The 23,445-nt window shown below is 70.3% G+C and carries 5 protein-coding genes; all 5 read left to right on the top strand.

Annotated elements, in window-relative coordinates; genetic code table 11:
- Positions 1–52 precede the first annotated feature (52 nt).
- From L3V85_RS35025 to L3V85_RS35000, 5 genes are read left to right on the top strand one after another with little or no spacing between them, the layout of a single operon-like run.
- Positions 53–5,365 (top strand): non-ribosomal peptide synthetase, encoded by a 5,313-nt coding sequence (locus tag L3V85_RS35025; RefSeq protein WP_237680713.1) that lies wholly within the window; start codon positions 53–55, stop codon positions 5,363–5,365.
- Positions 5,365–12,447: an SDR family NAD(P)-dependent oxidoreductase gene (locus L3V85_RS37470; RefSeq protein ID WP_337250103.1), complete on the top strand. Its 7,083-nt coding sequence runs from the start codon at positions 5,365–5,367 to the stop codon at positions 12,445–12,447. Before L3V85_RS35025 ends, L3V85_RS37470 begins: the two co-directional genes overlap by 1 nt.
- Entirely contained in the window at positions 12,444–15,530 is a 3,087-nt protein-coding gene (locus tag L3V85_RS35010; RefSeq protein ID WP_237677139.1) for an amino acid adenylation domain-containing protein, read from the top strand. The genes L3V85_RS37470 and L3V85_RS35010 overlap by 4 nt, the downstream gene beginning before the upstream one ends.
- On the top strand, positions 15,527–18,808 hold the full coding sequence (locus L3V85_RS35005; RefSeq protein WP_237677138.1) for an amino acid adenylation domain-containing protein: 3,282 nt from the start codon (positions 15,527–15,529) through the stop codon (positions 18,806–18,808). The genes L3V85_RS35010 and L3V85_RS35005 overlap by 4 nt, the downstream gene beginning before the upstream one ends.
- On the top strand, positions 18,805–23,403 hold the full coding sequence (locus L3V85_RS35000; RefSeq protein ID WP_237677137.1) for an SDR family NAD(P)-dependent oxidoreductase: 4,599 nt from the start codon (positions 18,805–18,807) through the stop codon (positions 23,401–23,403). Before L3V85_RS35005 ends, L3V85_RS35000 begins: the two co-directional genes overlap by 4 nt.
- The last annotated feature ends 42 nt before the right edge of the window (positions 23,404–23,445 follow it).

The raw sequence follows: 23,445 nt of genomic DNA, 5'->3' as shown, positions 1-23,445 counted from the left end.
CGGGGCCGGCCGCCGCGCCGGCCCGCCAAATCAAGGAACCGATGTGAATCCGATGCACCCCGTGGACTTCGTGAGCCACCTGCGCGAGCTGGCCGCACGGCGGCCCGATGACACCGCGGTCATCGCCGTGACCGACCGCGACGGCACCGCCATCGACACGCCCGTCTCCTATCGCCGGCTCGACACGCGCGTGCGCGGCCTCGCGGCCCGACTGCAGCAGTCCTTCGGCCGCGGCGAGCGCGCGCTGATCATGCTGGACAACAGCGACGACTACGTCGTGAGCTTCTTCGCCTGCCTCTATGCGGGCCTCATCGCTGTGCCCGTGTTCCCGCCGGAGTCCACGCGCAAGCGGCATCTGGCCAAGCTGGAGGGCATCGCGGCCGACGCCGGCGCCTGCTGCGTGCTGACGCACGCCGCCATCCAGGCCTCCATCGCGGGCGTCGCCGGCGCCTTCACCGACGTGCCGCTGATCTGCGTGGACGAGATCGGCGCCGAAGACGCCGGACGCTGGACGCCCCACACGCCGGCCCCGACCGACATCGCCTTCCTGCAATACACCTCCGGCTCGACCTCGGCGCCCAAGGGCGTCATGGTCACGCACGCCAACCTCATGGCGAACATGCGCGCGATCGAGGAGGGCCTGTCGGTCGGGCCGGACGACATCTTCGCCAGCTGGCTGCCGCTGAACCACGACATGGGCCTCATTGGTGGCCTGCTGCAGCCGCTGCACCGCGGCATTCCCGTCGCGCTCATGTCGCCGCGCTACTTCCTGGAGCGGCCGGTGCGCTGGCTCGAAACCGTCTCGCGCCATCGCGCGACCATCAGCGGCGGTCCCGACTTCGCCTACCGCCTGTGCCTCGACAGAGTGTCCAAGGCGCAGTTGCAGAAGCTCGATCTGTCCAGCTGGGGTCTGGCGTTCTCCGGCGCGGAGCCCGTGCGCGCCGATACGCTGCGCGATTTCAGGAAGCAGTTCGCGCCCGCCGGCTTTGCCGCCGCCGCGCTGTATCCGTGCTACGGCCTGGCCGAGTCGACCCTGTTCGTCACCGGCGGCCAGCGTGGCGCCGGCATGGTCGCGCACGATTTCTCCAGCCAGGCCCTGGCGCGCGGCATCGTCGAGCTCGAAGCCGAAACGGGCGCCACCCTCGTGGGATGCGGCCGAAGCGTTTCCGGCCATGCCGTGCGCATCGTGGACCCTGCATCGCTGGCGGTGCGCGACGCGGGCGCGGTCGGCGAGATCTGGGCCACCGGGCCCAGCATCGGCAGCGGCTACTGGAACAAACCGGAGGTGTCGCGGCAGACCTTTGTCGAGTGCGATGGCGCCACCTGGCTGCGCACAGGCGATCTCGGCTTCATCCATGACGGCCAGCTCTACGTGGCCGGGCGTATCAAGGACATGATCATCGTGCGCGGCCACAACCTGTACCCGCAGGACATCGAGCGCATGATCGAGCTCGAGGTCGACATCGTGCGCAAGGGCCGCGTGGCGGCCTTCGCCGTCAGCGGCCCCGGCGCAGAGGGCATCGGCGTGGCCGCCGAGGTGTCGCGCAGCACGCAGAAGCTGGTGAAGCCCGAAGCGCTGGTCGAAGTGCTCAGCGCCGCGGTGAGCGAGCAGTTCGGCGAACCGTTGTCCGTCGTCATGCTGCTCAATCCCGGCGGCATGCCCAAGACCACGAGCGGCAAGCTGCAGCGAGGCGCATGCCGCCAAGGCTGGCTCGACCGCAGCGCCGATGCCTACGCGATGTATGCGCATGGCGAATTCGTGCTCGGCGGTTCTGCCGCGGCCAATGCGCCCGCCGTGGAGCCGGTGCTCGACGATGTGGAGCAGGCCGTCGCTGCGATCTGGCGCGATGTGCTGCGCCGCGATGCGCAGCAGCAGCCCCCGCTGGCACGCGAGGCCCACTTCTTCATCCACGGCGGCAACTCGCTCGCCGCGACGCAGGTGGCGGCCCGCATCGCCGACCGATGGGAAATCGAATTTCCCGTGCGCGTGCTGTTCGAGCAGCCACGCCTGGGCGAGCTCGCCGCGCAAGTGCGCCGCGTGCTCGCCACCGGCCAGCGCAAACAGCGCAGTGCCATCCCCGTGCTGCAGGCCGAGCGCCGCGCGCAGCCGCTCGCGCTGTCGCATGCGCAGGAGCGCCAGTGGTTCCTGTGGCAGCTCGACCCGAAGAGCACCGCGTACCACGTCAGCGCGGCGCTGGAGCTCGATGGGGCCCTGAACATCGATGCACTGGGCGCCGCGCTCGACGAACTGGTGGCCCGCCACGAGAGCCTGCGCACCGTGTTCCGTGCGGCGGCGGACGGCACGGTCTGCCAGTGGATCCAGCCGCCATTGCGGCTCGCGCCGCGGCAGATCGACCTGCGCGCATTGCCCGCCGAAGCGCGCGAGGCCGCTGCCGCCGAGCATGCCAGCCAGTGCCACGCCGAGCCCTTCGACCTCGGCGAGGGGCCGCTGCTGCGCACGGCGCTGATCCGCATCGACGAAGCGCGGCATCTGCTCGTCGTCATCACGCATCACATCGTGTCCGATGGCACCTCGATGCAGGTGCTGATCGACGAACTCGGCGCCGCCTACGGCGCCCGCGCAAGAGGCGCCACGCCGCAATTCGCGCCGCTGCCGATCCAGTACGCGGACTACGCCCTGTGGCAGCGCGACTGGCTCGCCGCCGGCGAGGCCGAGCGTCAGCTCGTGTACTGGCGCGCCCAACTGGGCGACGAGCACCCTGTGCTGAGCCTGCCCGCCGACCATCCGCGGCATGCGGTCGCGGCCTACCGCGCCGCCAGCCATGCCTTCGAGTTCGACGCCGCGCTCACCCGGCGGCTGCGCGTCACCGCGCAGGCGCACGGCGCGACCTTCTTCATGGCACTGCTTGCCGGGTTCCAGGCGCTGCTGCACCGCTACACCGGCCAGCAGGACGTGCGCGTCGGCGTGCCGGTCGCCAACCGCCATCGCCCCGAAACGGCCGGGCTGATCGGTTTCTTCGTCAACACCCAGGTGCTGCGCGCCGCGGTGCAGGGCCGCATGAGCCTTGCCGGGCTGCTGGCGCAGACGCGCGAAGCCGCGCTCGGCGCGCAGGCGCACCAGGACCTGCCGTTCGAGCAGATCGTCGAAGCCCTGCAACTGCAGCGCAGCCTGAGTCACAGCCCGCTGTTCCAGGTGATGTTCAACCACCTGCGTGAGGACGCGGGCGTGCTGCGCATGCTGCCGGGCCTGCAGGCGCGCGAGCACCGCATCGCCGACGGCGCTGCGCAGTTCGAGCTCACGCTCGATATCCGCGAGCATGCCGACGGGAGTGCCGGCGCGGTCATCACCTACGCGGCGGAGCTGTTCGAGCCGGCCACCATCGAACGCATGGCGGGGCACTACCGCGCGCTGCTGGAGGCATTGGCGACCGAGCCCGCGCAAGCCGTGGGCGACGTGCAGTGGCTCGATGCCGTCGAGCAGCGCCAGCTGGACGAATGGTCGGCAGGCGAGCCGCAGGCGGTGCATGCGCCGCCCGTGCACCGGCTCTTCGAGGCGCAGGCGCAAGCCACTCCCGACGCCACCGCCCTGATCGACGGCGACACCCGCTTCAGCTACGCGGTTCTGAACGAGCGCGCCAACCGCCTCGCCCACCGGCTGATCCGCCAGGGCGTAAGCCCCGACCGCATCGTCGCAGTGGCCATCGAAGCCGCGGCCGATCGTGTGACCGGCCTGCTCGGTGTTTTGAAGGCGGGCGGCACCTACCTGCCGCTGGACCCATCGCATCCTCCGCAGAGGCTTGCGCAGTTGCTGGAAGACAGCGGCGCCGGCGTGCTGCTCACCGACCGCAACGGCGGTGCACCGGCGCCGGGCGGCATTGCCCAGGTCATGCTCGACGAAGCACAGCTGAAAGGCAGCGAGCCGGCCACCAACCCCGGGGTCGCGCTGCACGGCGGGCATCTCGCCTATGTCATCTACACCTCCGGCACCACGGGCCGTCCCAAAGGCGTGGCCGTGCCGCACGGCGCGCTGTCGATGCACATCCGGTCGATGGCGCAGCGCTGCGGGATGCGCGCCGAAGACCGCTCGCTGCAGTTCGCACTGCCGCACGTCGACGCGGCCATCGAGCAATGCCTGCTGCCGCTCGTCGCGGGGGCGGCACTCGTGGTGCAGCAGCAATGGTGCTCGCTTGCCGGCGAACTCGAGGCCCTGCTGCAGCGCCACCGCGTGAGCGTGGTCGACCTGCCGCCGGCCTATGCGCGCCAGCTCATGCAGGGCCAGGCGCCGTTCGCGCATGCCGTGCGCCTGGCCCTCTTCGGCGGCGAGGCCTGGACCGGCGAGGACCTCGCGTTGATCCGCCGCGTGCTGCGCCCTGCGCACATCGTCAACGCCTACGGCCCGACCGAGGCCGTCATCACGCCCACCGCCTGGCACGGCACCGCGCATGACGCGCAGCAGGCCGTGCAGGGCTATGCGCCCATCGGCCGTCCCGTGGGCCAGCGCACCGCGCACGTGCTCGATGCGAACCTGCAGCCCGTTCCCCAGGGCGTTCCCGGCGAACTGTATCTCGGCGGCGAAGGGCTCGCGCGCGGCTATCTCGGCCGCGCGGCCCTCACTGCGGAGCGCTTCGTCGCGGACCCGTTCGACGCCGCGGGCGGCAGGCTCTACCGCACCGGCGACCTCGCGCGCTGGCGCGGCGACGGCCAGCTCGAGTACCTCGGCCGTCTCGACCACCAGGTGAAGATCCGCGGCTTTCGCATCGAGCTCGGGGAGATCGAGGTGCGCCTGCGCGAGCACGCCGCCGTTCGCGAGGCATTGGTGGTGGTCCACGACGGCCCGGCCGGCGCCTCGCTGGTGGCCTATGTCTCGCCCGCACCCGCCGCGCAGATCGACACCGCGGCGCTGCGGGAGCAGCTGAGCCGCGTCCTGCCCGACTACATGGTGCCCTCGGCCATCGCGGCGCTCGACAGCTTTCCGCTCACCGCGGGCGGCAAGATCGACCGCCGCGCGCTGCCTGCGCCCGCCATCCCCAGCCGCCTGGACTACGAGGTGCCGCAGGGCGATATCGCCGAGACGCTGGCCTCGATCTGGGCCGGACTGCTCAAGGTCGAGAAGGTGGGCATGAACGACAACTTCTTCGACCTCGGCGGCAACTCGCTGCTGGTGATCCGCATGCACCGGCTGATGGAGGACCGGCTGAACCCGGGCCTGAAAGTGGTCGATCTCTTCAGGTTCCCGACCGTCGGCGCGCTGGCGCGCCGCATCGAGCAGGGACGCGGCGCCGCGCAGCCCGCCGATGCCGATGCCGATGCCGATACCGAGGACGCCGACAGCGAACAGGCGCGCGCGCAACGCCAGCGCACCGCCCTGCTGCAGCGCCGCCGTCCCACCGAAAGAAGCTTCTGATGCAAGACCAAGCCACACTGCCCACCGGACTCACGGGCATCGAGATCGCCATCGTCGGCATGGCCGGGCGCTTTCCCGGCGCACCCGATGTCGACACCTTCTGGCGCAACATCCGCGACGGCGTCGAGTCGGTCACCGTCTTCAGCGACGAGCAGCTGCGCGCCCGCGGCGTGCCCGAACGCACGCTGGCCGACCCTGACTACGTCAAGGCCGGCGTGCTGTTCGAGGGCTTCGACCAGTTCGACGCCGGCTTCTTCGGCTATTCCCCGCGCGAAGCCGAGCACCTCGATCCGCAGCAGCGCATCTTTCTCGAATGCGCGTGGGAGGCGCTGGAGCATGCGGGCTGGCAGGCCAGGAAGGCGGCCGCGTCGGTCGGCGTCTACGCGGGAGACGGCCCCAACCTCTACCTGATGCGGCACCTGCTGCCCGCCTTCGGGATCGATGCGGGCACCGGCATCGCCGACATGCTGGGCCTGATGAGCGGCAACTCCGCGGGCTCGCTGTGCACGCGGGTGGCCTACAAGCTCGACCTGCGCGGGCCGGCCGTCAGCGTGCAGACCGAATGCTCGACCTCGCTGGTGGCCGTGCACATGGCCTGCCAGGCGCTGCTGAACCACGACTGCGACATGGCGCTGGCCGGTGGCGTGTGGCTCAACCTGCTGCAGGAAGGCGGCTACCGCTACCAGAACGGCGCGATCCTCTCGCCCGACGGCCACTGCCGCGCCTTCGACGCGAAGGCCGCGGGCACGGTCATCGGCAGCGGCGCGGGCATCGTCGTGCTCAAGCGGCTGGAAGAAGCGCTGCGCGACGGCGACACCATCCATGCGGTCATCAAAGGCAGCGCGGCCAACAACGACGGCGCGGACAAGATCGGCTTCACCGCGCCCAGCGTGCAGGGGCAGGCCGGCGCGATCCGCGCGGCGCAGATGGTGGCCGACGTGCCCGCGAGCACCATCGGCTACGTGGAAGCGCACGGCACCGGCACCACGCTGGGCGACCCGATCGAGATGGCCGCACTGACGCAGGCTTTCGCGAGCGGCGGGGCGACGTCGCAGGGCCGGTGCGCCATCGGCTCGGTCAAGACCAACATCGGCCACCTCGACGCGGCCGCCGGCGTGGCCGGCCTCATCAAGGCCGCGATGGCACTGCGCCACCGGACGCTGCCGCCCAGCCTGCATTTCGAGCAGCCCAATCCGCAGATCGACTTCGCGACCAGCCCGTTCTATGTGAACACCGAGGCCCGGCCCTGGCCGAAGGGCGATGCGCCGCGCCGCGCGGGTGTCAGCTCCTTCGGCATCGGCGGCACCAACGTGCACGTCGTCCTCGAAGAGGCGCCCGAAGCGCCGGCCGCCGCCGCGCCGCAGGACCAGGGCGGCTGGCAGGTGCTGCCGCTGTCCGCCATGAGCGCCACCGCCGTGAAGCAGGCCGCGCAACGGCTCGGCGCACACATCGAAGCGCATCCCGGGACGGCATTGGCCGACATCGCGCACACGCTGCAGACGGGCCGCCGCGCCTTCGCACACCGCCGCGCCGTGGTGGCCGATGCATCGGCGGCCGCCGCGGGCATGTTGGCTTGCCGCGAAGGCGTCATGGCGGCTGCGGCACCCGCGCCCGAGCAGCCGCCCGAAGTCGCCTTCCTGTTTCCCGGCGGCGGCACGCAGCACGCGAACATGGGGCTTGCGCTCTATCGGGAGGACGCGCCGTTTCGCAAAGACATCGACCGCTGCTGCGAACTGCTGCGCCCCGAACTCGGCCTCGACCTGCGCGAACTGCTGTTCCCCGCGCCGCACGCGCAGGCCGAGGCAGACGCGCGCCTGTTCGACATCGCCTTCGCCCAGCCAGCCCTGTTCGTCGTCGAATATGCAATGGCGCATTGGTGGATGCGCCGCGGCGTGCGACCCGCCGTGATGATCGGCCACAGCCTCGGCGAGTACGTCGCGGCCTGCCTGGCGGGTGTGTTCCGGCTCGAAGACGCGTTGCGGGTGACCGCGCTGCGCGGCCGCCTGCTGCAATCCATGCCGCCCGGCGCCATGACGGCAGTGCCGCTCTCGCAGGCCGAGCTGGCGCCTTTCCTGACCGGCGGCTGCGACCTCGGGGCCGCCAACGGCGAGCAGCTGTGCGTGATCTCCGGCCCGCTCGAAGCCATCGAGGCCACCGAAGCGGAACTGCGCGCGCACGGCCACCTGCCGCGCCGGCTGCATGTGTCCATCGCCTCGCACTCGGCCATGACGCAGCCGCTGCTCGCGCAACTGGAGCAGCTCATTGCCTCGGTGCCGCGGCAGGCGCCGAAGATTCCGTTCATCTCGAACGTCACCGGCAAGCTCATCACGGCGCAGCAGGCGACCAGCCCGAACTACTGGGCACAGCACCTGCGCGGCACGGTGCAGTTCACGGACGGCTTGCGCTCGCTCTTCGAGGTGCCCGGGCGCGTGGTGCTCGAAGTCGGCCCCGGCGAGACGCTCGCCGGCCTCGCGCGCCAGCACCCGATGGCTGTTTCGGCCGCCGCCGTGCACGCCAGCCAGGCGCATCCGCAGCAGCGCGCGCGCAACGCGCAGCAGATCGCGCAGACGCTCGCCAGCCTGTGGCTCGCGGGCGTGGACATCGACTGGGCCGCCTGCCATGCCGGACAGGCGCGGCGCCGCGTGCCGCTGCCGGCCTATCCGTTCCAGCGCCGCCGCTACTGGGTCGACGCACCCGGCGCCGGGTCGGCGAAGTCCGCACGCAAGCCGTCCGCCGACGCGTTCTACGTCCCCGTCTGGAAACGGATCGAGCCGCTAGTGCCTGTCGTGCCCAGGACCGCGGCCGACGCGGGCTGCGTGCTCGTGCTCGGCGACGGCCGCAGCCTCACCGGCCATCTCGCCCGGCACCTGCGTTCGCTGGGCCATGCGGTGGCCGTGGCCGAGCGCGGCACGGCCTTCGCCCGCACCGGCCGCGAGGGCTGGACATTGCGGCCCGGCGAGCGGGACGATCACGCGCGACTGCTGCGCGAGGTCGAGGCCGACTTCGGCGCCGTCGCCGCCATCCACCACCTGTGGTGCCTGGACGAGGTGCCGGCCTCGCAGCCGCAGGCCGAATTGCTCGAGCGCAGTTTCTTCAGCCTGCTGGCGCTCGTGCAGGCGCTCGACACCCGCACCACGGCCGCCGCCGCCGGCAAGCTGCCGATCACCGTCGTCGCCAACCAGATCGAGGACGTCACCGGCACCGAACCGTTGTGTCCCGAGAAGGCCACGCTGCTGGGCGCGGCCAAGGTGATCGGGCAGGAGTGCCCGCGCGTCCATTGCCGCGTGATCGACGTGATGCTGCCGGCTGCCGAGAGCGACGCCGAAGCGCTGCTGGTCGCCCAGCTCGCCACCGAATCCGCCGCGCTGCGCACGGAGCCCGGCGAGCCGCTGCTGGCCTACCGCGGCCCGCACCGCTGGGCGAAGGGCTACGAGCCCGCGCCGCTGCCTGCCGCGGCGCAGCCGCGGTTGCGGCCGCAGGGCGTCTACCTGATCACCGGAGGTCTTGGCGGCGTCGGCCTGGCCGTCGCAAAGCACCTGGCCCGTCACTGGCAGGCCCGCCTGGTGCTGCTCGGCCGAAGCGCGATGCCGGAGCGCGCGTGCTGGGCTGCGCTGGCCGGCGATGCGAGCCAGCCCGAGGCGCAAAAGGCAAGGCTGCGCCAGCTGCTCGAACTCGAGGCGCTGGGTGCGCAGGTGATGGCCCTGTCGGCCGATGTGTCCGACGCCGCGCAACTGCAGGCGGCCCTTGCGCTCGCGAACGCGCGCTTCGGTGCGTTGCACGGCATCGTCCATGCGGCGGGCGATGCGGGCGGCGGCATGCTGGCCCAGCGCACGCGCGCGCAGGTCGACACGGTCTTCGCGACCAAGGTGCGCGGCACCCGCGTCCTGCTGGATGCGGTGCGCGGCCAGCCGCTGGACTTCGTGCAGTTCTGCTCGTCCATCTCCAGCGTGGCCGGCGGTCTGGGCATGGGCGACTACGCCGCCGCCAATGCGTACCTCGACGCCGTGGCCATCGCCCATGCGCGCGCAGGCAGCTACCCGATCTTCTCGGTCAACTGGGACGCCTGGCGGGGCCTGGGCATGGCGCAGAACATGGACGTGCCGGACGGCATCGGCATGGACGGCCCCGAAGGCGCGCGCACCTTCGAGCGCATCGTCAACGGGCCGCTGCGCCCGCAGACCGTGATCTCGACCACCGATCTCGCACAGCGTCTGGGCCCCCTGGATAGCGGCATGCTCGACATGTTCGAGACCGACGATGCGCAACCCGCGGCAAGCGGCGGCAGCCATCCGCGCCCCGCGCTGCAGACACCCTTCGTCGCGCCCGAAGGCGAACTGGCCAACGCCCTGGCCGCGCTGTGGACCGAGCGCCTGGGCATCGCGCCCATCGGCATGGACGACAACCTGTTCGAGCTCGGCGGCGATTCCCTGGTGGCCATTCAGCTGTTGTCGCGCATCCGCAAGGCCTATGCGGTCGAACTGCATCCCAGCGAGTTCTTCAAGGCACCCACCATCGCCGGGCTGATCGCGCGCATGCCCGCGAACGGCGCGCCGGCCGAGGCGCGCCAGGCCGCGGCAATGGAGATGGCGCCTGTGCCGCGAACCGGCGCGCTGCCGCTGTCGCCGATGCAGCGCCGCCTTTGGCTGGTCGACCGGCTCACCGATGCTGGCAACGTGACCGGCCGCGCGGCCTACAACATGTCGGCGGGGCTGGCCCTGCATGGCGAACTCAACGTCGACGTGCTGCGCGCGGCCATCGACGCCATCGTCGCGCGGCACGAAGTGCTGCGCACCGTGTTTGCCGAAGACGACGAAGGCGAGCCGGCGGCGGTGATTCGCGACAGCGTGCGCCTGAACATCCCGCTCGTGGAGATCGACGAGGCCGACAAGCCCGCACGCGAGCGCCGCTACGCCATGTTGTTCGACGAACTCGTGCGCATGCCCTTTGCGCTGGCCGAAGGCCCGCTCATCAAGGCGACCGTCGTGCGCCTGGGCGAACGCGAGCATGTGCTGGTGCTCGTGGTGCACCACATCGTGTTCGACGGGTGGTCGATCGCGGTGTTCGCGCGCGAGCTGGGCGAGTTCTACGAACGCGCGCTGCGCGGCCAGCCGCTGGCGCTCGCGCCGTTGCCGGTGCAGTACGTGGACTACGCCGCGTGGTACGACCGCGCGTTGGCCTCCGAGACGTTTGCGCCCAAGGCCGAGTTCTGGCGCAGCTATCTGCGCAACGCGCCGCAGGTGTCGACCCTGCAGTCCGACCACCAGCGCCCGGCCACGGCCTCGCATGCCGGGAACTCGGTGGTGCTTGAACTGCCGCCGGACTTGTCGCAGGCGCTGGCCGCGCTCGCGCGAGAGTGCGATACCTCGCTGTTCACGCTGCTGCTGTCGTCCTTCTTCCTGTTCTTCCATCAGGCCTCGGGTGCGGACGACATCGTGATCGGCACCGACGTGGCCGGCCGCGGCCACCCGGATCTCGAACAGCTGCTGGGCTTCTTCGTCAACGTCGTGCCCGTGCGCTCGCGCATGAGCGAGCGGCAGGCCGATTTCAGGCAATGGCTCGCACGGACGAAGCAGCAGACGCTCGTCGCCATGGATCACCAGGACGTGCCCTTCGACCAGATCGTGGAGCTGTCGGGCGCGCAGCGCGCGCGAGACCGCAACCCGCTGGTCCAGGTGCTCTTCGTCCTGCAGAACACACCCGAGATCCGGTTCGCCATCGAAGGCGCCGAGGTCGAGGTGCTGCCCCAGCAGATGAACGAATCCAAGTTCGACCTGGCGGTGTTCGCCAGGGAACAGGCCGGCGCGCTCACCGTCGAGTGGGTGTACGCCACAGACCTGTACCGGCGGGAAACCGTCGAAAAGTTCACCGCTTCATGGCATGCGCTGCTGGAGCGGATCGTCGAAACACCGGGCCAGGCCGTCGAAACCATCGAGGCACCGGCCCCCAAGCAATCGCAGGAGCGAATCACCATGAACACCGCCAAGACCACCGGCGCCGCCGGCAAGATGGACAAGCTCGGCAAGCTGGACAAACTGGGAAAGCTCGGCAAAGCCGCCGCGCGACCAGTGGTCCAGACCTCTTTCCTCAGGGCCGGCGCCGAATTCCCCATCGTGCTGCAGGCCACCACCGACGATCTCGACACAGTGGCCTGGGCGAAGAGCCAGGCCGACTACATCGAGATGCTGGTTGCAAGGCACGGCGGCATCCTGTTCCGCAATTTCGGCCTGAAGACGCCGCAGGACTTCGAGGCCTTTGCCGAGGCCATCGAGCCCGAGCTGTACGGCAGCTACGGCGACCTGCCGAAGAAGGAGGGCGGCAAGAAGACCTACCGCTCCACGCCGTATCCCGAGCGGCAGATGATCCTGTACCACAACGAGAGTTCGCACCTCGACCGCTGGCCGCGCAAGCAGTGGTTCTTCTGCGAGCTGCCCTCGCCCGTGGGCGGCGCCACCCCCATCGTCGACTGCCGCGAAATGCTGCGCCGGTTGCCCGCGGACATGGTGGCCGAGTTCGAGCGCAAGGAACTGCTGTACGTGCGCACCTTCACGCCGGGCCTGGACGTGAGCTGGCGCGACTTCTACAAGACCGACCGCCGCGAGGACGTGGAGGCCCGCCTGGCCGCTGCGGGCATCGCATGGCGCTGGCTCGATGAAGACACCTTGCAGACGCGCACGCGCTGCCCTGCGGTGATCCGCCATCCTCTGACGGGCGAGAAGGTCTTCTTCAACCAGATCCAGCTGCACCACGTGGCCTGCCTGGAGGCGCAGGTGCGCGAAGACCTGCTCGCCATGGGCGGCATCGAGCGGATGCCGCGCAACGTGACGTACGGCGACGGCTCGCCCATTGCCGACGAGACCATGGCCGTGGTCGGCCGCGTGTACGAGGAATGCGCGGTGCGCTTCGACTGGCAGCAGGGCGACATCGTCATGCTCGACAACATGCTCGCGGCTCATGCGCGCGACCCGTACGAGGGGCCGCGCAAGATCGTGGTGGCGATGGGGGCGATGTTCGACCGTGGCGCACTCGAAGGCGCAGCACCCGCGGCGAACGAGGCAAAGCTGGCCGACGAGCAGGGGGCATGAGCGTGATGACCGACCCCGTGGAAACGAGCTTCCCGTTGAGCCCTGAACAACGCATGGTGCCTGCCGGCGCCGAGCGTCAGCTGCTGCTGGTCGGGATCGAAGGCATGCTGGACACCGCGCGCCTGCGCATTGCCGTGGAGGGCGTGCTGCAGTCGCACGGCGCGCTGTGCGCGGCGATCCGGCAGGTGCCGGGCTACCGTGGACCACGCCTGCAACCCCTCGACGGGATGCCGCCGCCGAAGTGGCAATCGGCCGACGTGGCGGAAGCCGAGCTGGCCGCATGGCTCGAGGCGTTCCATCGCGAGCCGCTGGCGGCGGAGCGTGGCGAACTCGTGAGCGTCGGCCTCGTGCGCACGGCCGATGCGCGGCACACGCTGGCGCTCTCGGTGAACGCGCTGGCAGCGGACCGCGAAAGCCTGCAGAACCTTTTCGACCAGATCGCCGCGGTGTACCTGGACGAGGGCAGTGTCGAGTCCGAGGACATCTTCCAGTACGCACGTTTCGTGGAGTGGCGCCAGGACCTGCTCGAAGGCGATGATGCGGACGAAGGGCGCGCCTACTGGCAGCGCGTCGCGGCCGAAGCGGCCACACTGGCGCCGCCGCGCCTGCAAGGGAGGGCGGAGAGCGTTCAGCCGCAGGCGGGGCGGCATCGCGCGGGCGGCGCCATCGACGCGGCGCTTGCGGGCCGAGTGGCCGCGCGCGCCGATGCGCTCGGAACGCAGCCCGAGACCCTGCTGCAGGCAGCCTGGTGGCTGCTGCTTGCCCGGCTCGACGGCACGGGGCGCTTCATCGGCGGCTGGCAGCACGACTGCCGGCGCGACTACGAACCCATGCAAGGCGCGGTCGGCCTCTTCGACAAGGTGTTGCCGGTGGTGGTCGATGTGGCGATGGACGAGTCCTTTGCCGGCTGGGTCGGGAGGTTCGACGCCGCGCTGGCGGCGCATGTCGATGTGCAGGAATATTGGTCCGTCGATGCGCCGCCGCTTGCGACGCACACCGTCGTCGGCTTCGCCTCGCATGAGGCGCCGCTGCCTCGCGGCACCGAACCGCGGTGGCGGCTGACCGGGCTGCCCGATCCGATGCCCTGCTTCGAGCTCGCGCTGCAGGCGGCATGGCAGACGCAGGGCGCGGAACTGTCGTTGCACGCCGATGCCGCGCACTACAGCCAGGCCGCCGTGGAGCGCCTGCTGCTGCAATTCCTCGCGTTGCTCGAGGCCGTCGTGGCGCAGCCGGACGCTTCCGTCGGAGCGCTGTCGCTGGTCGGGCCGAAAGAGCGCGAACTCCTGCTCGCGCGGTGCGGCGGCGAACGTATCGATGCCGGAACGCAGACCGTGGCGGACCGCATTGCGCACTGGGCGCAGGCAACGCCGGACGCTCCCGCACTCGAGGCAGGCGAGCAGCGCCTGAATTACCGCGAACTCGACGGCCGCATCAACCGGCTCGCGCACTGGCTCGCTGCGCAGGGCGTGACGCCGGGCTCCATCGTCGCGCTCAACCTGCCGCGCTCGATCGAACTGACGGTGGCGATCTTCGCCGCCTGGCGCGTGGGCGCCGCCTACCTGCCGCTGGAGCCCGAGTGGCCCGAGGCACGCCGCGCGTCCGTGCTCGCGGACGCACGGCCTGCGCTCGTGCTCGATGCCGCCGCACCACCCGTGCCGGAGGGCATGCCCGGCACACCGCCCGCACACCGCATCTCGCCGCAGGACCTGGCGTACGTGCTCTACACCTCGGGATCGACCGGCAAGCCCAAGGGCGTCGCCATCGAACAAGGGCATCTGCTGAACTACGTGGCTGCCGCCTCGGCCGCGATGAGGCTCGATGCATGCCGCCGCTGGGCGCTAACCAGCTCGGTCGTGGCGGACCTGGGCAACACCGCGCTGTTCGGCGCCTTCTTCAACGGTGCCTGCCTGGTGGTGGCGGCCGAAGACGATGTGAAAGACGCCGACGCCTTCGCGCGCTTCATGGCCGAGCGCGAGATCGACGCAATCAAGATCGTGCCCTCGCACCTGGAGGCGCTTCTCGAATGCGAGTCGCCGCATCTGCCGCGCACGCTGGTGCTGGGCGGCGAGGCTGCGCCGCGCGCGCTGGTCGAGCGCATCGCGCGTCTTGCGCCGCAGTGCGCTATCTACAACCACTACGGTCCGACCGAGACCACGGTCGGCGTGATGGTCCATGCGGTGCCCGCCGGCGCGCAGGTGTCCGAGCAGCTGCCGCTGACGCGGGTGCTCGCCAACAACCGGGTGCATGTGCTCGACGAGGCGCTGGGCCTCGTGCCGGCGGGCGCGCTGGGCGAGGTCTACGTCGGCGGCGCGCAGCTGTGCCGCGGCTACCTGAACCGTGAGGCGGCCGACGCCTTCGTGGCCGACCCCTTCAACCCGGGCCAGCGCCTGTATCGCACGGGCGATCTGGCCTATGTGCTGGCCGAAGGCGGTATCCGCCTTGCGGGGCGTGCGGATCACCAGGTGAAGATCCACGGCTTCCGCGTGGAGCCGGCCGAGGTCGAAGCGGTGCTGCTGGCGCAGCCGGGCGTGCGTCAGGCGGCGGTGCTTGCGGTGCCGGATGCGGCGGGCGCGAGCGCGCTGTCCGCATTCTTCATTGCCGACGAGGTGCTGGCCGATGGCCGTGCCCTGCGCGAACGACTCGCCGCGCAGCTGCCGGCGCACATGGTGCCGGCGAGCTTCACGGCCGTCGATGCCTTCGCCCGCCTGCCCAACGGAAAGATCGACCGGCTGGCGCTGGCCGCGATCGTGCCTGCCGCCGCCGGACACAAGGCACGCATCGAACCGCGCGATGCGCTCGAAGCGGTGCTCGCCGACGGCATGGCTTCGCTGCTGGGTAGCGGCCCCATCGGCGTGGAGGACGACTTCTTCGAACTGGGCGGCCACTCGCTGCAGGTCATCAAGCTGGTCGCGCGCATCCGCAAGCTGCTGCAGGTCGAGGTGGCGGCCGGCGTGGTGTTCGACCACCCGACGCCGGCCGCGCTGGCGGCCGCGTTGCGCGAAGACAGCGACGACGCCGCGCAGCTCGAGCAGCGTGCCCAGGCCCACCGGCAGCCCGAAGAAGACATGAGCGAGACCGCATGAACCAACCCCTGATGCAGCCGACCATCGCCCGCACCGTGTCCGAGGGCGACGCCGTGGCCCTGTCCTATGCGCAGGAGCAGCTGTGCTTTCTGCAGAAGCTCGAACCGGGGCTCACGGCCTACAACCTGCCGCGCGTCTTCCGGCTGGCCGGCCGGCTTGACGTGGATGCGCTGGAGCGCGCCTTCCGGGCGCTGATCGCGCGCCATGCCGTCCTGCGTACCCGCTTCTTCGAACAGGACGGCGTGCCGATGCAGAGCGTGCAGGTCGACGCGCCGTTCGCGCTAGAGCGCATCGACCTGTCGGGCCTGAATGCCGAAGCGCAAAAGGCGCCGCTGGACGAGGCCGTGCGTCGCGCGGCCGGGCATGTGTTCGATCTGGGCGCGGCGCCCGCGCTGGTCGCATGCCTCGTGAAGCTGGGCGATGAACGGCATGTGCTCGCGGTTTGCCTGCATCACATCGTGTCCGATGCATGGTCGAACCCGATCCTCGCGCGCGATCTGGCCGCGGCCTACCGCCTTGCCTTGCACAGCGCCGGCCCGGTCAGGTTGCCACCGCTTGCCGTGCAGTACGCCGACTATGCGGTGTGGCAGCGCGCGAGCGTGCAGGGCGGGGCGCTGGAGCGCCAGCTCGCGCACTGGAACCGGCATCTGGGACCGGAGGTTCCGGCGCTGGACCTGCCGACCGACCATGCACGGCCCTCGCGCAAGAGCTTCGCCGGAACCGCGCTCGGCTTCGACGTGCCGCCGGCGCTGGCGCTCGCGGTGCAGAAGTTCTGCCGCGCCGAAAAATGCACGCCTTTCGTCGCCCTGTTCGCGGCATGGCAGGTGCTGCTTGCGCGTTGCAGCGGCCAGAACGACTTTGCCATAGGCGTGCCCAATGCCGGGCGCCACCACGAGGAAGTGAGCGAGTTGCTCGGCTTCTTCGTGACCACCCAGGTGTTCCGCGCGCGCTTGTCGCCGCACCAGAGCCTGCGCCAGGTCTGTCGCCAGGTGCGCGCCGACGCGCTGGCCGCGCTCGACAACGCCGAACTGCCCTTCGAGGTGCTGCTTGCGAGCCGCAAGGACCGGCGCGACCCCGCGCGCAGCCCGCTGTTCCAGGTGATGTTCGGCGTGCAGATGGCCGGCGAAGCGGTGGCGCTCGATTTCGAGGGTGTGCGCGCCGAACTTGAGGAGTTCGACGACGCGGGCGCCAAGTTCGACCTGTCGCTCGACTTCTATATCGACGCGCAAGGCGTTCGCGGCCGACTCGAATACAACACCGACCTGTTCGAGGCGGGCACCGCGCAGCAGCTGGTGGCGCGCTATCTGCGCGTGCTGGAAACGCTAGCGACCGACGCCGACAGCGTGCTCGCCAACCTCGTGCTGACCGGCGAGGACGAGCGCGTGCACCTGATGCGCCGTAGCGAGAACCTGCCGCATCGCGCGTACGCAGGCCCTGTGCACCGTCTGATCGGCCAGCAGGCACGGCGCACGCCGGAAGCGGTGGCGCTGGTGTTCGGCGATGTGTCGCTGAGCTATGCGCAGCTCGAAGCACGCGCGAACCGCCTGGCGCACCGGCTGATCGCACTGGGCGTGCGGCCTGACACGAAGGTGGGCATCGCGAGCGAGCGCAGCATCGAGATGGTGGTGGGCCTGCTGGCGATCCTGAAGGCCGGCGGCGCCTACGTGCCCATCGACCCCGAGTACCCGCAAGACCGCATCGCCTACATGCTCGAGGACAGCGGCGTCTCGTTGCTGCTCACCCAGAGCCACATCGCCCCGGCGATCCCGGTGCGCGAGGGCGTGCGGACGATCGAGCTGGACCTGCTGGACCTGCTGGACTTGCAGACAGGCCCGAGCGTCGACCCCGACGTTCCCCTGCACGGCGAGCACCTGGCCTATGTCATCTACACCTCCGGCTCCACCGGCCGGCCCAAGGGGGCGGCCAACCGGCACCTGTCGCTGTTCAACCGGCTGGCCTGGATGCAGGACGCCTATGCGTTGCACGAAGCGGACACCGTTCTGCAGAAGACCCCGTTCAGCTTCGACGTGTCGGTGTGGGAGTTCTTCTGGCCGCTGATGCAGGGCGCACGCCTGGTGGTGGCGCAGCCCGGTGATCACCGCGAGCCGGGCAAGCTGGTCGAGCTGATCCGCCGGCACGGCGTCAGCACCATCCACTTCGTGCCCTCGATGCTGCAGGCCTTCGTGGCCCATGAAGGCATCGAGGCCTGCAAGAGCCTGAAGCGCATCGTGTGCAGCGGCGAGGCGTTGCCGGCGGAGGCGCAGGCCAGGGTGTTCGAGCGGCTGCCGGGCGCGGGCCTGTACAACCTGTACGGCCCGACCGAAGCGGCCATCGACGTGACGCACTGGCGCTGCAGGGCGGACGGTCGCAACCACGTGGCCATCGGCCGTGCGATCGCGGGCACGAAGACCTACGTGCTGGACGACGGGCTGAACCTCACGGCGCAAGGCCTGCCGGGCGAGCTGTACCTGGGCGGTATCGGGCTGGCGCGCGGCTATCTGGACAAGAGCGCTCTCACGTCGGAGCGTTTCGTGGCCGATCCGTTCAGCGACGCGGGCGAGCGCCTGTACCGCACGGGCGACCTGGTGCGCTGGCGCGAGGACGGCGAGCTGGAATACCTGGGGCGCATCGACCATCAGGTGAAGATCCGGGGTTTTCGCATCGAGCTGGGGGAGATCGAGGCGCGGTTGCTGGCGCAGCCGGGCGTGCGCGAGGCGGTGGTGGTGGCGCAGCAGGCAGCGGGTGGGGCGCGGCTGGTGGCCTACGTGTCGGCGGCGGCTTCGCAAGCGATCGACGCGGCGCAGCTGAAGCAGCAGCTTTCGCGGGCGCTGCCCGAGCACATGGTGCCGGGGGTGATCGTGGTGCTGCAGGCGCTGCCGCTGAATGCCAACGGCAAGGTCGACCGCAAGGCGCTGCCTCAGCCGGAAACGCCCGGCGCAGCCACCCGTGTGGCGCCCACGAGAGATATCGAGAGGTCGATCTGCGCCATCTGGACGCAGGTGCTGGGCCTCGACGATGTGGGGATCCACGACAACTTCTTCGACATCGGCGGCCACTCGCTGCTGTTGGTGCAGGTGCAGTCCCAGATCAAGTCGCAGCTGGGCTTTTCCGTGCCACTGGTCGATCTGTTCCGCCATCCCACCGTCGCTGCGCAGGCCCACTGCCTGAGCCCCGCCTATACGGAAGAAACCGCCATGCAGCCCGCGCGCGACGGTGCGCGCAGGCAGCGCGAGGCCATGTTGCGGCGAAAGAAGGCCGCGGAAGGAATGCACCGATGAGCGACGGCACCGAATCCGGCGAGGTCAACGAGATCGACATTGCCATCGTCGGCCTGGCGGGGCGCTACCCGGGTGCGCCGGATGTCGACGCCTTCTGGCGCAACATCCGCAGCGGCATCGAGTCGGTCAGTTTTTTCTCCGATGAGGAACTGCGCGATCGCGGCGTGCCGCCCGAGGCCCTGGCCGACCCCGACTACGTGAAGGCCGGTGTCGTTCTCGACGGCATGGACCGTTTCGACGCGGGCTTCTTCGGCTATTCGGCACGCGAGGCCGAATATCTCGATCCGCAGCAGCGCTTCTTCCTCGAAACGGCGGTCGAGGCGCTCGAGCATGCCGGCTGCTACGGCGATCGGCAGCCGAGGCGCATCGGCATCTACGGCGGTGCGAGCACCAACCAGTACGCCTGGCGCAATCTGTTGTCCGCCGGCGTGCTGGGCGGCAAGGGCGAAGAGGCGTCGCTGCAGACGCTGCTCAATGGCAACGAGAAAGACGCGCTGTGCACCCGGGTGGCCTACGAGCTCAACCTGCAGGGGCCCGCGGTCACGGTGCAGACCGCCTGCTCGACCTCGCTGGTGGCAGTGCACATGGCCTGCCAGGCACTGCTGAATCACGAGGCCGACATGACTCTGGCCGGCGGTGTCTCGCTGAACCTGGGGCAGGGCCTCGGCTACCGTTACCAGGCGGGGTCCATCGCTTCGCCGGATGGCCATTGCCGTGCCTTTGATGCGCGTGCGGCCGGTACCGTCAGCGGCAGCGGCGTGGGCATCGTGGCGATGAAGCGCCTGGCCGATGCGCTGGCCGACGGCGACACAATTCACGCGGTCATCAAGGGCTCGGCCATCAACAACGACGGCTCGGCCAAGGTGGGCTACACCGCGCCCAGCGTGGAGGGGCAGGCGCAAGCGATCCTTTCCGCGCAGATGATCGCGGACGTCTCGCCCGACAGCATCGGCTACATCGAGGCGCACGGCACGGGCACGCCGATGGGCGACCCGATCGAGATCGCCGCGCTCACGCAGGCTTTTCGCACCGAGACCGAACGCACCGGCTACTGCGCCATCGGTTCGGTGAAGACCAACATCGGCCATCTCGACGCCGCCGCGGGGGTGACCGGACTCATCAAGGCGGTGCTCGCCCTGCGGCACAAGACGCTGCCGCCCAGCCTGCACTACGAGCGACCGAACCCGCAGATCGACTTCGCGGGCAGTCCGTTCTACGTCAACACCGAGGCGAAGGACTGGCCTGCCGGCCGCGCGCCGCGCCGCGCGGGTGTGAGCTCCTTCGGCATGGGTGGAACCAATGCGCACGTGGTGCTGGAAGAAGCGCCTGTCCCCGTACCTTCCGTCGCGGGCCGTACCTGGCAGGTGCTGCCGGTGTCGGCCCGAAGCGCCGATGCGGCGCGCGCGGCGCAGACACGGTTGGCGCGCCACGTTGCGCAGAACGAGGGGCAGTCGCTGGCGGATGTTGCCTGGACGCTGCAGACCGGGCGCCGGCACTTTGCGCACCGGCGCGCCGTGCTGGCGTCGACTGAAGCGGAGGCTGCGTTCTATCTGGATGCACCTGATGCGACGCACGGCTGGACAGGGGTATGCCCCGCAGAAGCGCCACAAGTCGCCTTCCTGTTCCCGGGACAGGGCGCGCAACACCTTCACATGGGGCGCATGCTCTACGAGAGCGAGCCGCTGTTCCGCGATGTGATCGACCAGTGCTGCCGCGTGCTGCAGCCCGTGCTCGGGCTGGACCTGCGGCAATGCCTGTTTCCTTCGGAAACCGATCAGGTGGCCGCCACGGAAAAGCTCTCGCAGACCGCCATCACGCAGCCGGCGCTCTTCGTCGTCGAATACGCGATGGCGCGGCTGTGGATGCACTGGGGCGTGCAGCCGGCCGTCATGCTCGGGCACAGCGTCGGCGAGTACGTGGCCGCGTGCATCGCGGGTGTGTTCGGGCTGGAGGATGCGCTGACCCTCATCGCCGCGCGCGGACGCCTGATGCAGAGCCTGCCACGCGGCGAGATGATGGCCGTCGCCATGTCGGAGGCCGAGTTGCAGCCGTGGCTCTCATCGGACTGCAGCCTTGCGGCCGTCAACGACGACAGGCTGTGCGTGCTGTCCGGCACGCCCGAAGCCATTGCAGCCGTGGAGCGCGAACTGACCGCACGCGGCACCGTGGCGCGCAGGCTGCATGTGTCGCATGCTTTCCATTCGGCCATGGTGGAGCCGGTGCTGCCGGCCTTCGAGGCGCTCGTCGAGGGCGTGCGCAGGAATGCGCCCTCGATTCCGTTCATTTCCAACGTCACGGGCCGACCGATCACCGACGCGGAGGCTACCAGCGCGCAGTACTGGGTACGCCATCTGCGCGGCACCGTGCGCTTTGCCGATGGCCTTGGCGAGTTGCTGCGCACGCCGGGGCGCGTGCTGGTCGAGGCCGGGCCGGGCGAAGTGCTGGTGTCGCTGGCACGGCGTCATGTCGACGCGGCCTCGGCCGCTTGCATCGTGGCTTCACAGACCCGTCCGCAGCAATGGCGGCAGGGCGATGCGCAGTGCGCCCGTGCGCTGGCGCAGATGTGGGTGGCGGGCGTACCGGTCGACTGGCAGGCGTACCACGGGGGCGCGTCGCGGCGGCATGTCCCGCTGCCGACCTATCCGTTCGAAAGCCGTTCCTATTGGGTCGCGCCGGGCCAGACCGCGCCCGTGGCGAGCGCGCGAGCGCAGAGCCGGCCCGCGCAGCGTGAGCTCGCGGACTGGTTCCACGTCCCCGCATGGCGGCGCGCGCAGCCGTTGTCACAGGCGGCGGTGGAAATTGCCGAAGCCGGCTATTGCCTCGTGCTCGGCGACGCGGGCGACTTCCGTGCGGCCCTCTTGCAGAAGCTGGCTGTTTCGCCCCGGCCTGTCGTCGTGGTGGAGAGCGCATCGGCCTTCGAGGTTGCAGATGCGCAGCACTATCGTGCGCGCACCGATGCGCGCGAAGACCTGGCGCGTGTGCTGCGAGAAGCCGGCTCGGCGCACGGCCCCCTGCGTCAGGTCTATCACCTCTGGAGCCTGGAAGCGCACGATGCGCACGGCCCGCTGGAGCCCGTGCTGGCGCGTGGCTTCCACAGCATGCTCGCACTGGCGCAGGCGTTGTATGGCGAGGGCGTTGCCAGCCACGGCGCGCGACTGCGCGTGACGGTGGTCGCCAGCCAGCTCGAGGACGTGACCGGCCTGGAAAGCCTGCACCCCGGCAAGGCGATGCTGCACGGCCCTTGCAAGGTGCTGCCGCAGGAATTCCCGGACATTGCCTGCCAGCTGATCGACGTGGCCGTGCCCGTGAACGATGACGCGGCACTCGCCCGGCTGGCCGGGCAGGTGCTGGCCGAGTCCCGTGCCGCCGAACCGTCCGCGCTGGCGGCCTATCGGGGGCCGCACCGATGGCAGCAGGTGTTCGAGCCGGCGCCGGGCGGCGATGGCCATCAGGGCCGGCGGCTGAGGAAGCAGGGCGTTTACCTGATCACCGGCGGCCTGGGTGGCATCGGCCTCGCGCTGGCGGGCCACCTGGCCCGTGAATGGCAGGCCCGGCTGGTGCTCGTGGGGCGTTCGGAGATACCGGCGCGCCACCTGTGGGGCGAGGCCATCGCCGATCCGTCGACCGCCCCCGCGCAGAGGGAGCGCCTGCAGAAGCTGACGCAGTTGTCTCAGGCCGGCGCCGAGGTGCTGGTGCTGCAGGCCGACGTGGCCGACGCCCGGCGCATGCAGGAGGTCGTGCGCGAGGCTGTCGCGAAGTTCGGCAATCTCCACGGCGTGATTCACGCGGCCGGCCTGCCGGGTGGCGGCGTCATGGCGCAGCGCGAGCGCGCGGATGCAGATGCCGTGTGCAAGCCCAAGGTGCAGGGAACACGCGCGCTGATGGCAGCACTGGCCGGGCACGCGCCCGACTTCGTGCTGTTCTGCTCGTCCACCGCCGCCGCGTTCGGTGCTTTCGGCGACGCGGACTACTGTTCGGCCAACTGTTACCTCGATGCCACGGCGCGGCTGGCCTTGCGGGAGCAGCGCTTTCCCGTCTGGTCGGTCAACTGGGACACCTGGCGCGAGGTCGGCATGGCGGCGCACCGCGACCATCCGGAAGGCGTCGGCATCTCCCCCGACATGGGCGCGCGGGCCTTCGAGCGTGTGCTCTGCGGCGAGGTCGCGCCGCAGCTTTTTGTCTCGCCGCTGAGCGTCGAGGAAAAGCGCGCGCGCCTGACGTCACTCGATTTCGAGGTGGAATCGCCTGCGGAAGCAATGCGCGGCGTGGTCGGGGGGAGCCACGAACGGCCCACGCTGGCAACGCCTTTCGCACCGCCCGAAACCGAGCTGGAAGCCGACATCGCGCAGACATGGTGCGAGGCACTGGGCTTTTCGTCCATCGGCGTGAACGACAGCCTTTTCGAGCTGGGCGGCGATTCGCTCACGGCCATCCAGCTGCTGGGCCGGGTGCGCAAGAAATTCGGCGTGGCGCTGCATCCGGCGGCGCTCTTCAACGAGCCGACGGTGGCCGCGCTGGCCGCGCTGGTGGAGCTGCACGTGATCGAGCAGATCGAGCAGGCCGGGGTTGCAGGGCAGGTGGAAAGGGTGGCCTGAACAAAGCGGCACCGGATACGTCATCAAGGGTGAAGTCCACCG

It is taken from the genome of Variovorax paradoxus, assembly GCF_022009635.1.
GTDB lineage: Bacteria > Pseudomonadota > Gammaproteobacteria > Burkholderiales > Burkholderiaceae_C > Variovorax.
This window is presented reverse-complemented; position numbering and strand designations above follow the sequence as displayed.

Bases quoted from the DNA above. Each gene is read 5' to 3' on its own strand.
- L3V85_RS37470 (WP_337250103.1), top strand. From the start codon at position 5,365: ATGCAAGACCAAGCCACACTGCCCACCGGACTCACGGGCATCGAGATC.
- L3V85_RS35025 (WP_237680713.1), top strand. From the start codon at position 53: ATGCACCCCGTGGACTTCGTGAGCCACCTGCGCGAGCTGGCCGCACGG.
- L3V85_RS35010 (WP_237677139.1), top strand. From the start codon at position 12,444: ATGAGCGTGATGACCGACCCCGTGGAAACGAGCTTCCCGTTGAGCCCT.
- L3V85_RS35000 (WP_237677137.1), top strand. From the start codon at position 18,805: ATGAGCGACGGCACCGAATCCGGCGAGGTCAACGAGATCGACATTGCC.
- L3V85_RS35005 (WP_237677138.1), top strand. From the start codon at position 15,527: ATGAACCAACCCCTGATGCAGCCGACCATCGCCCGCACCGTGTCCGAG.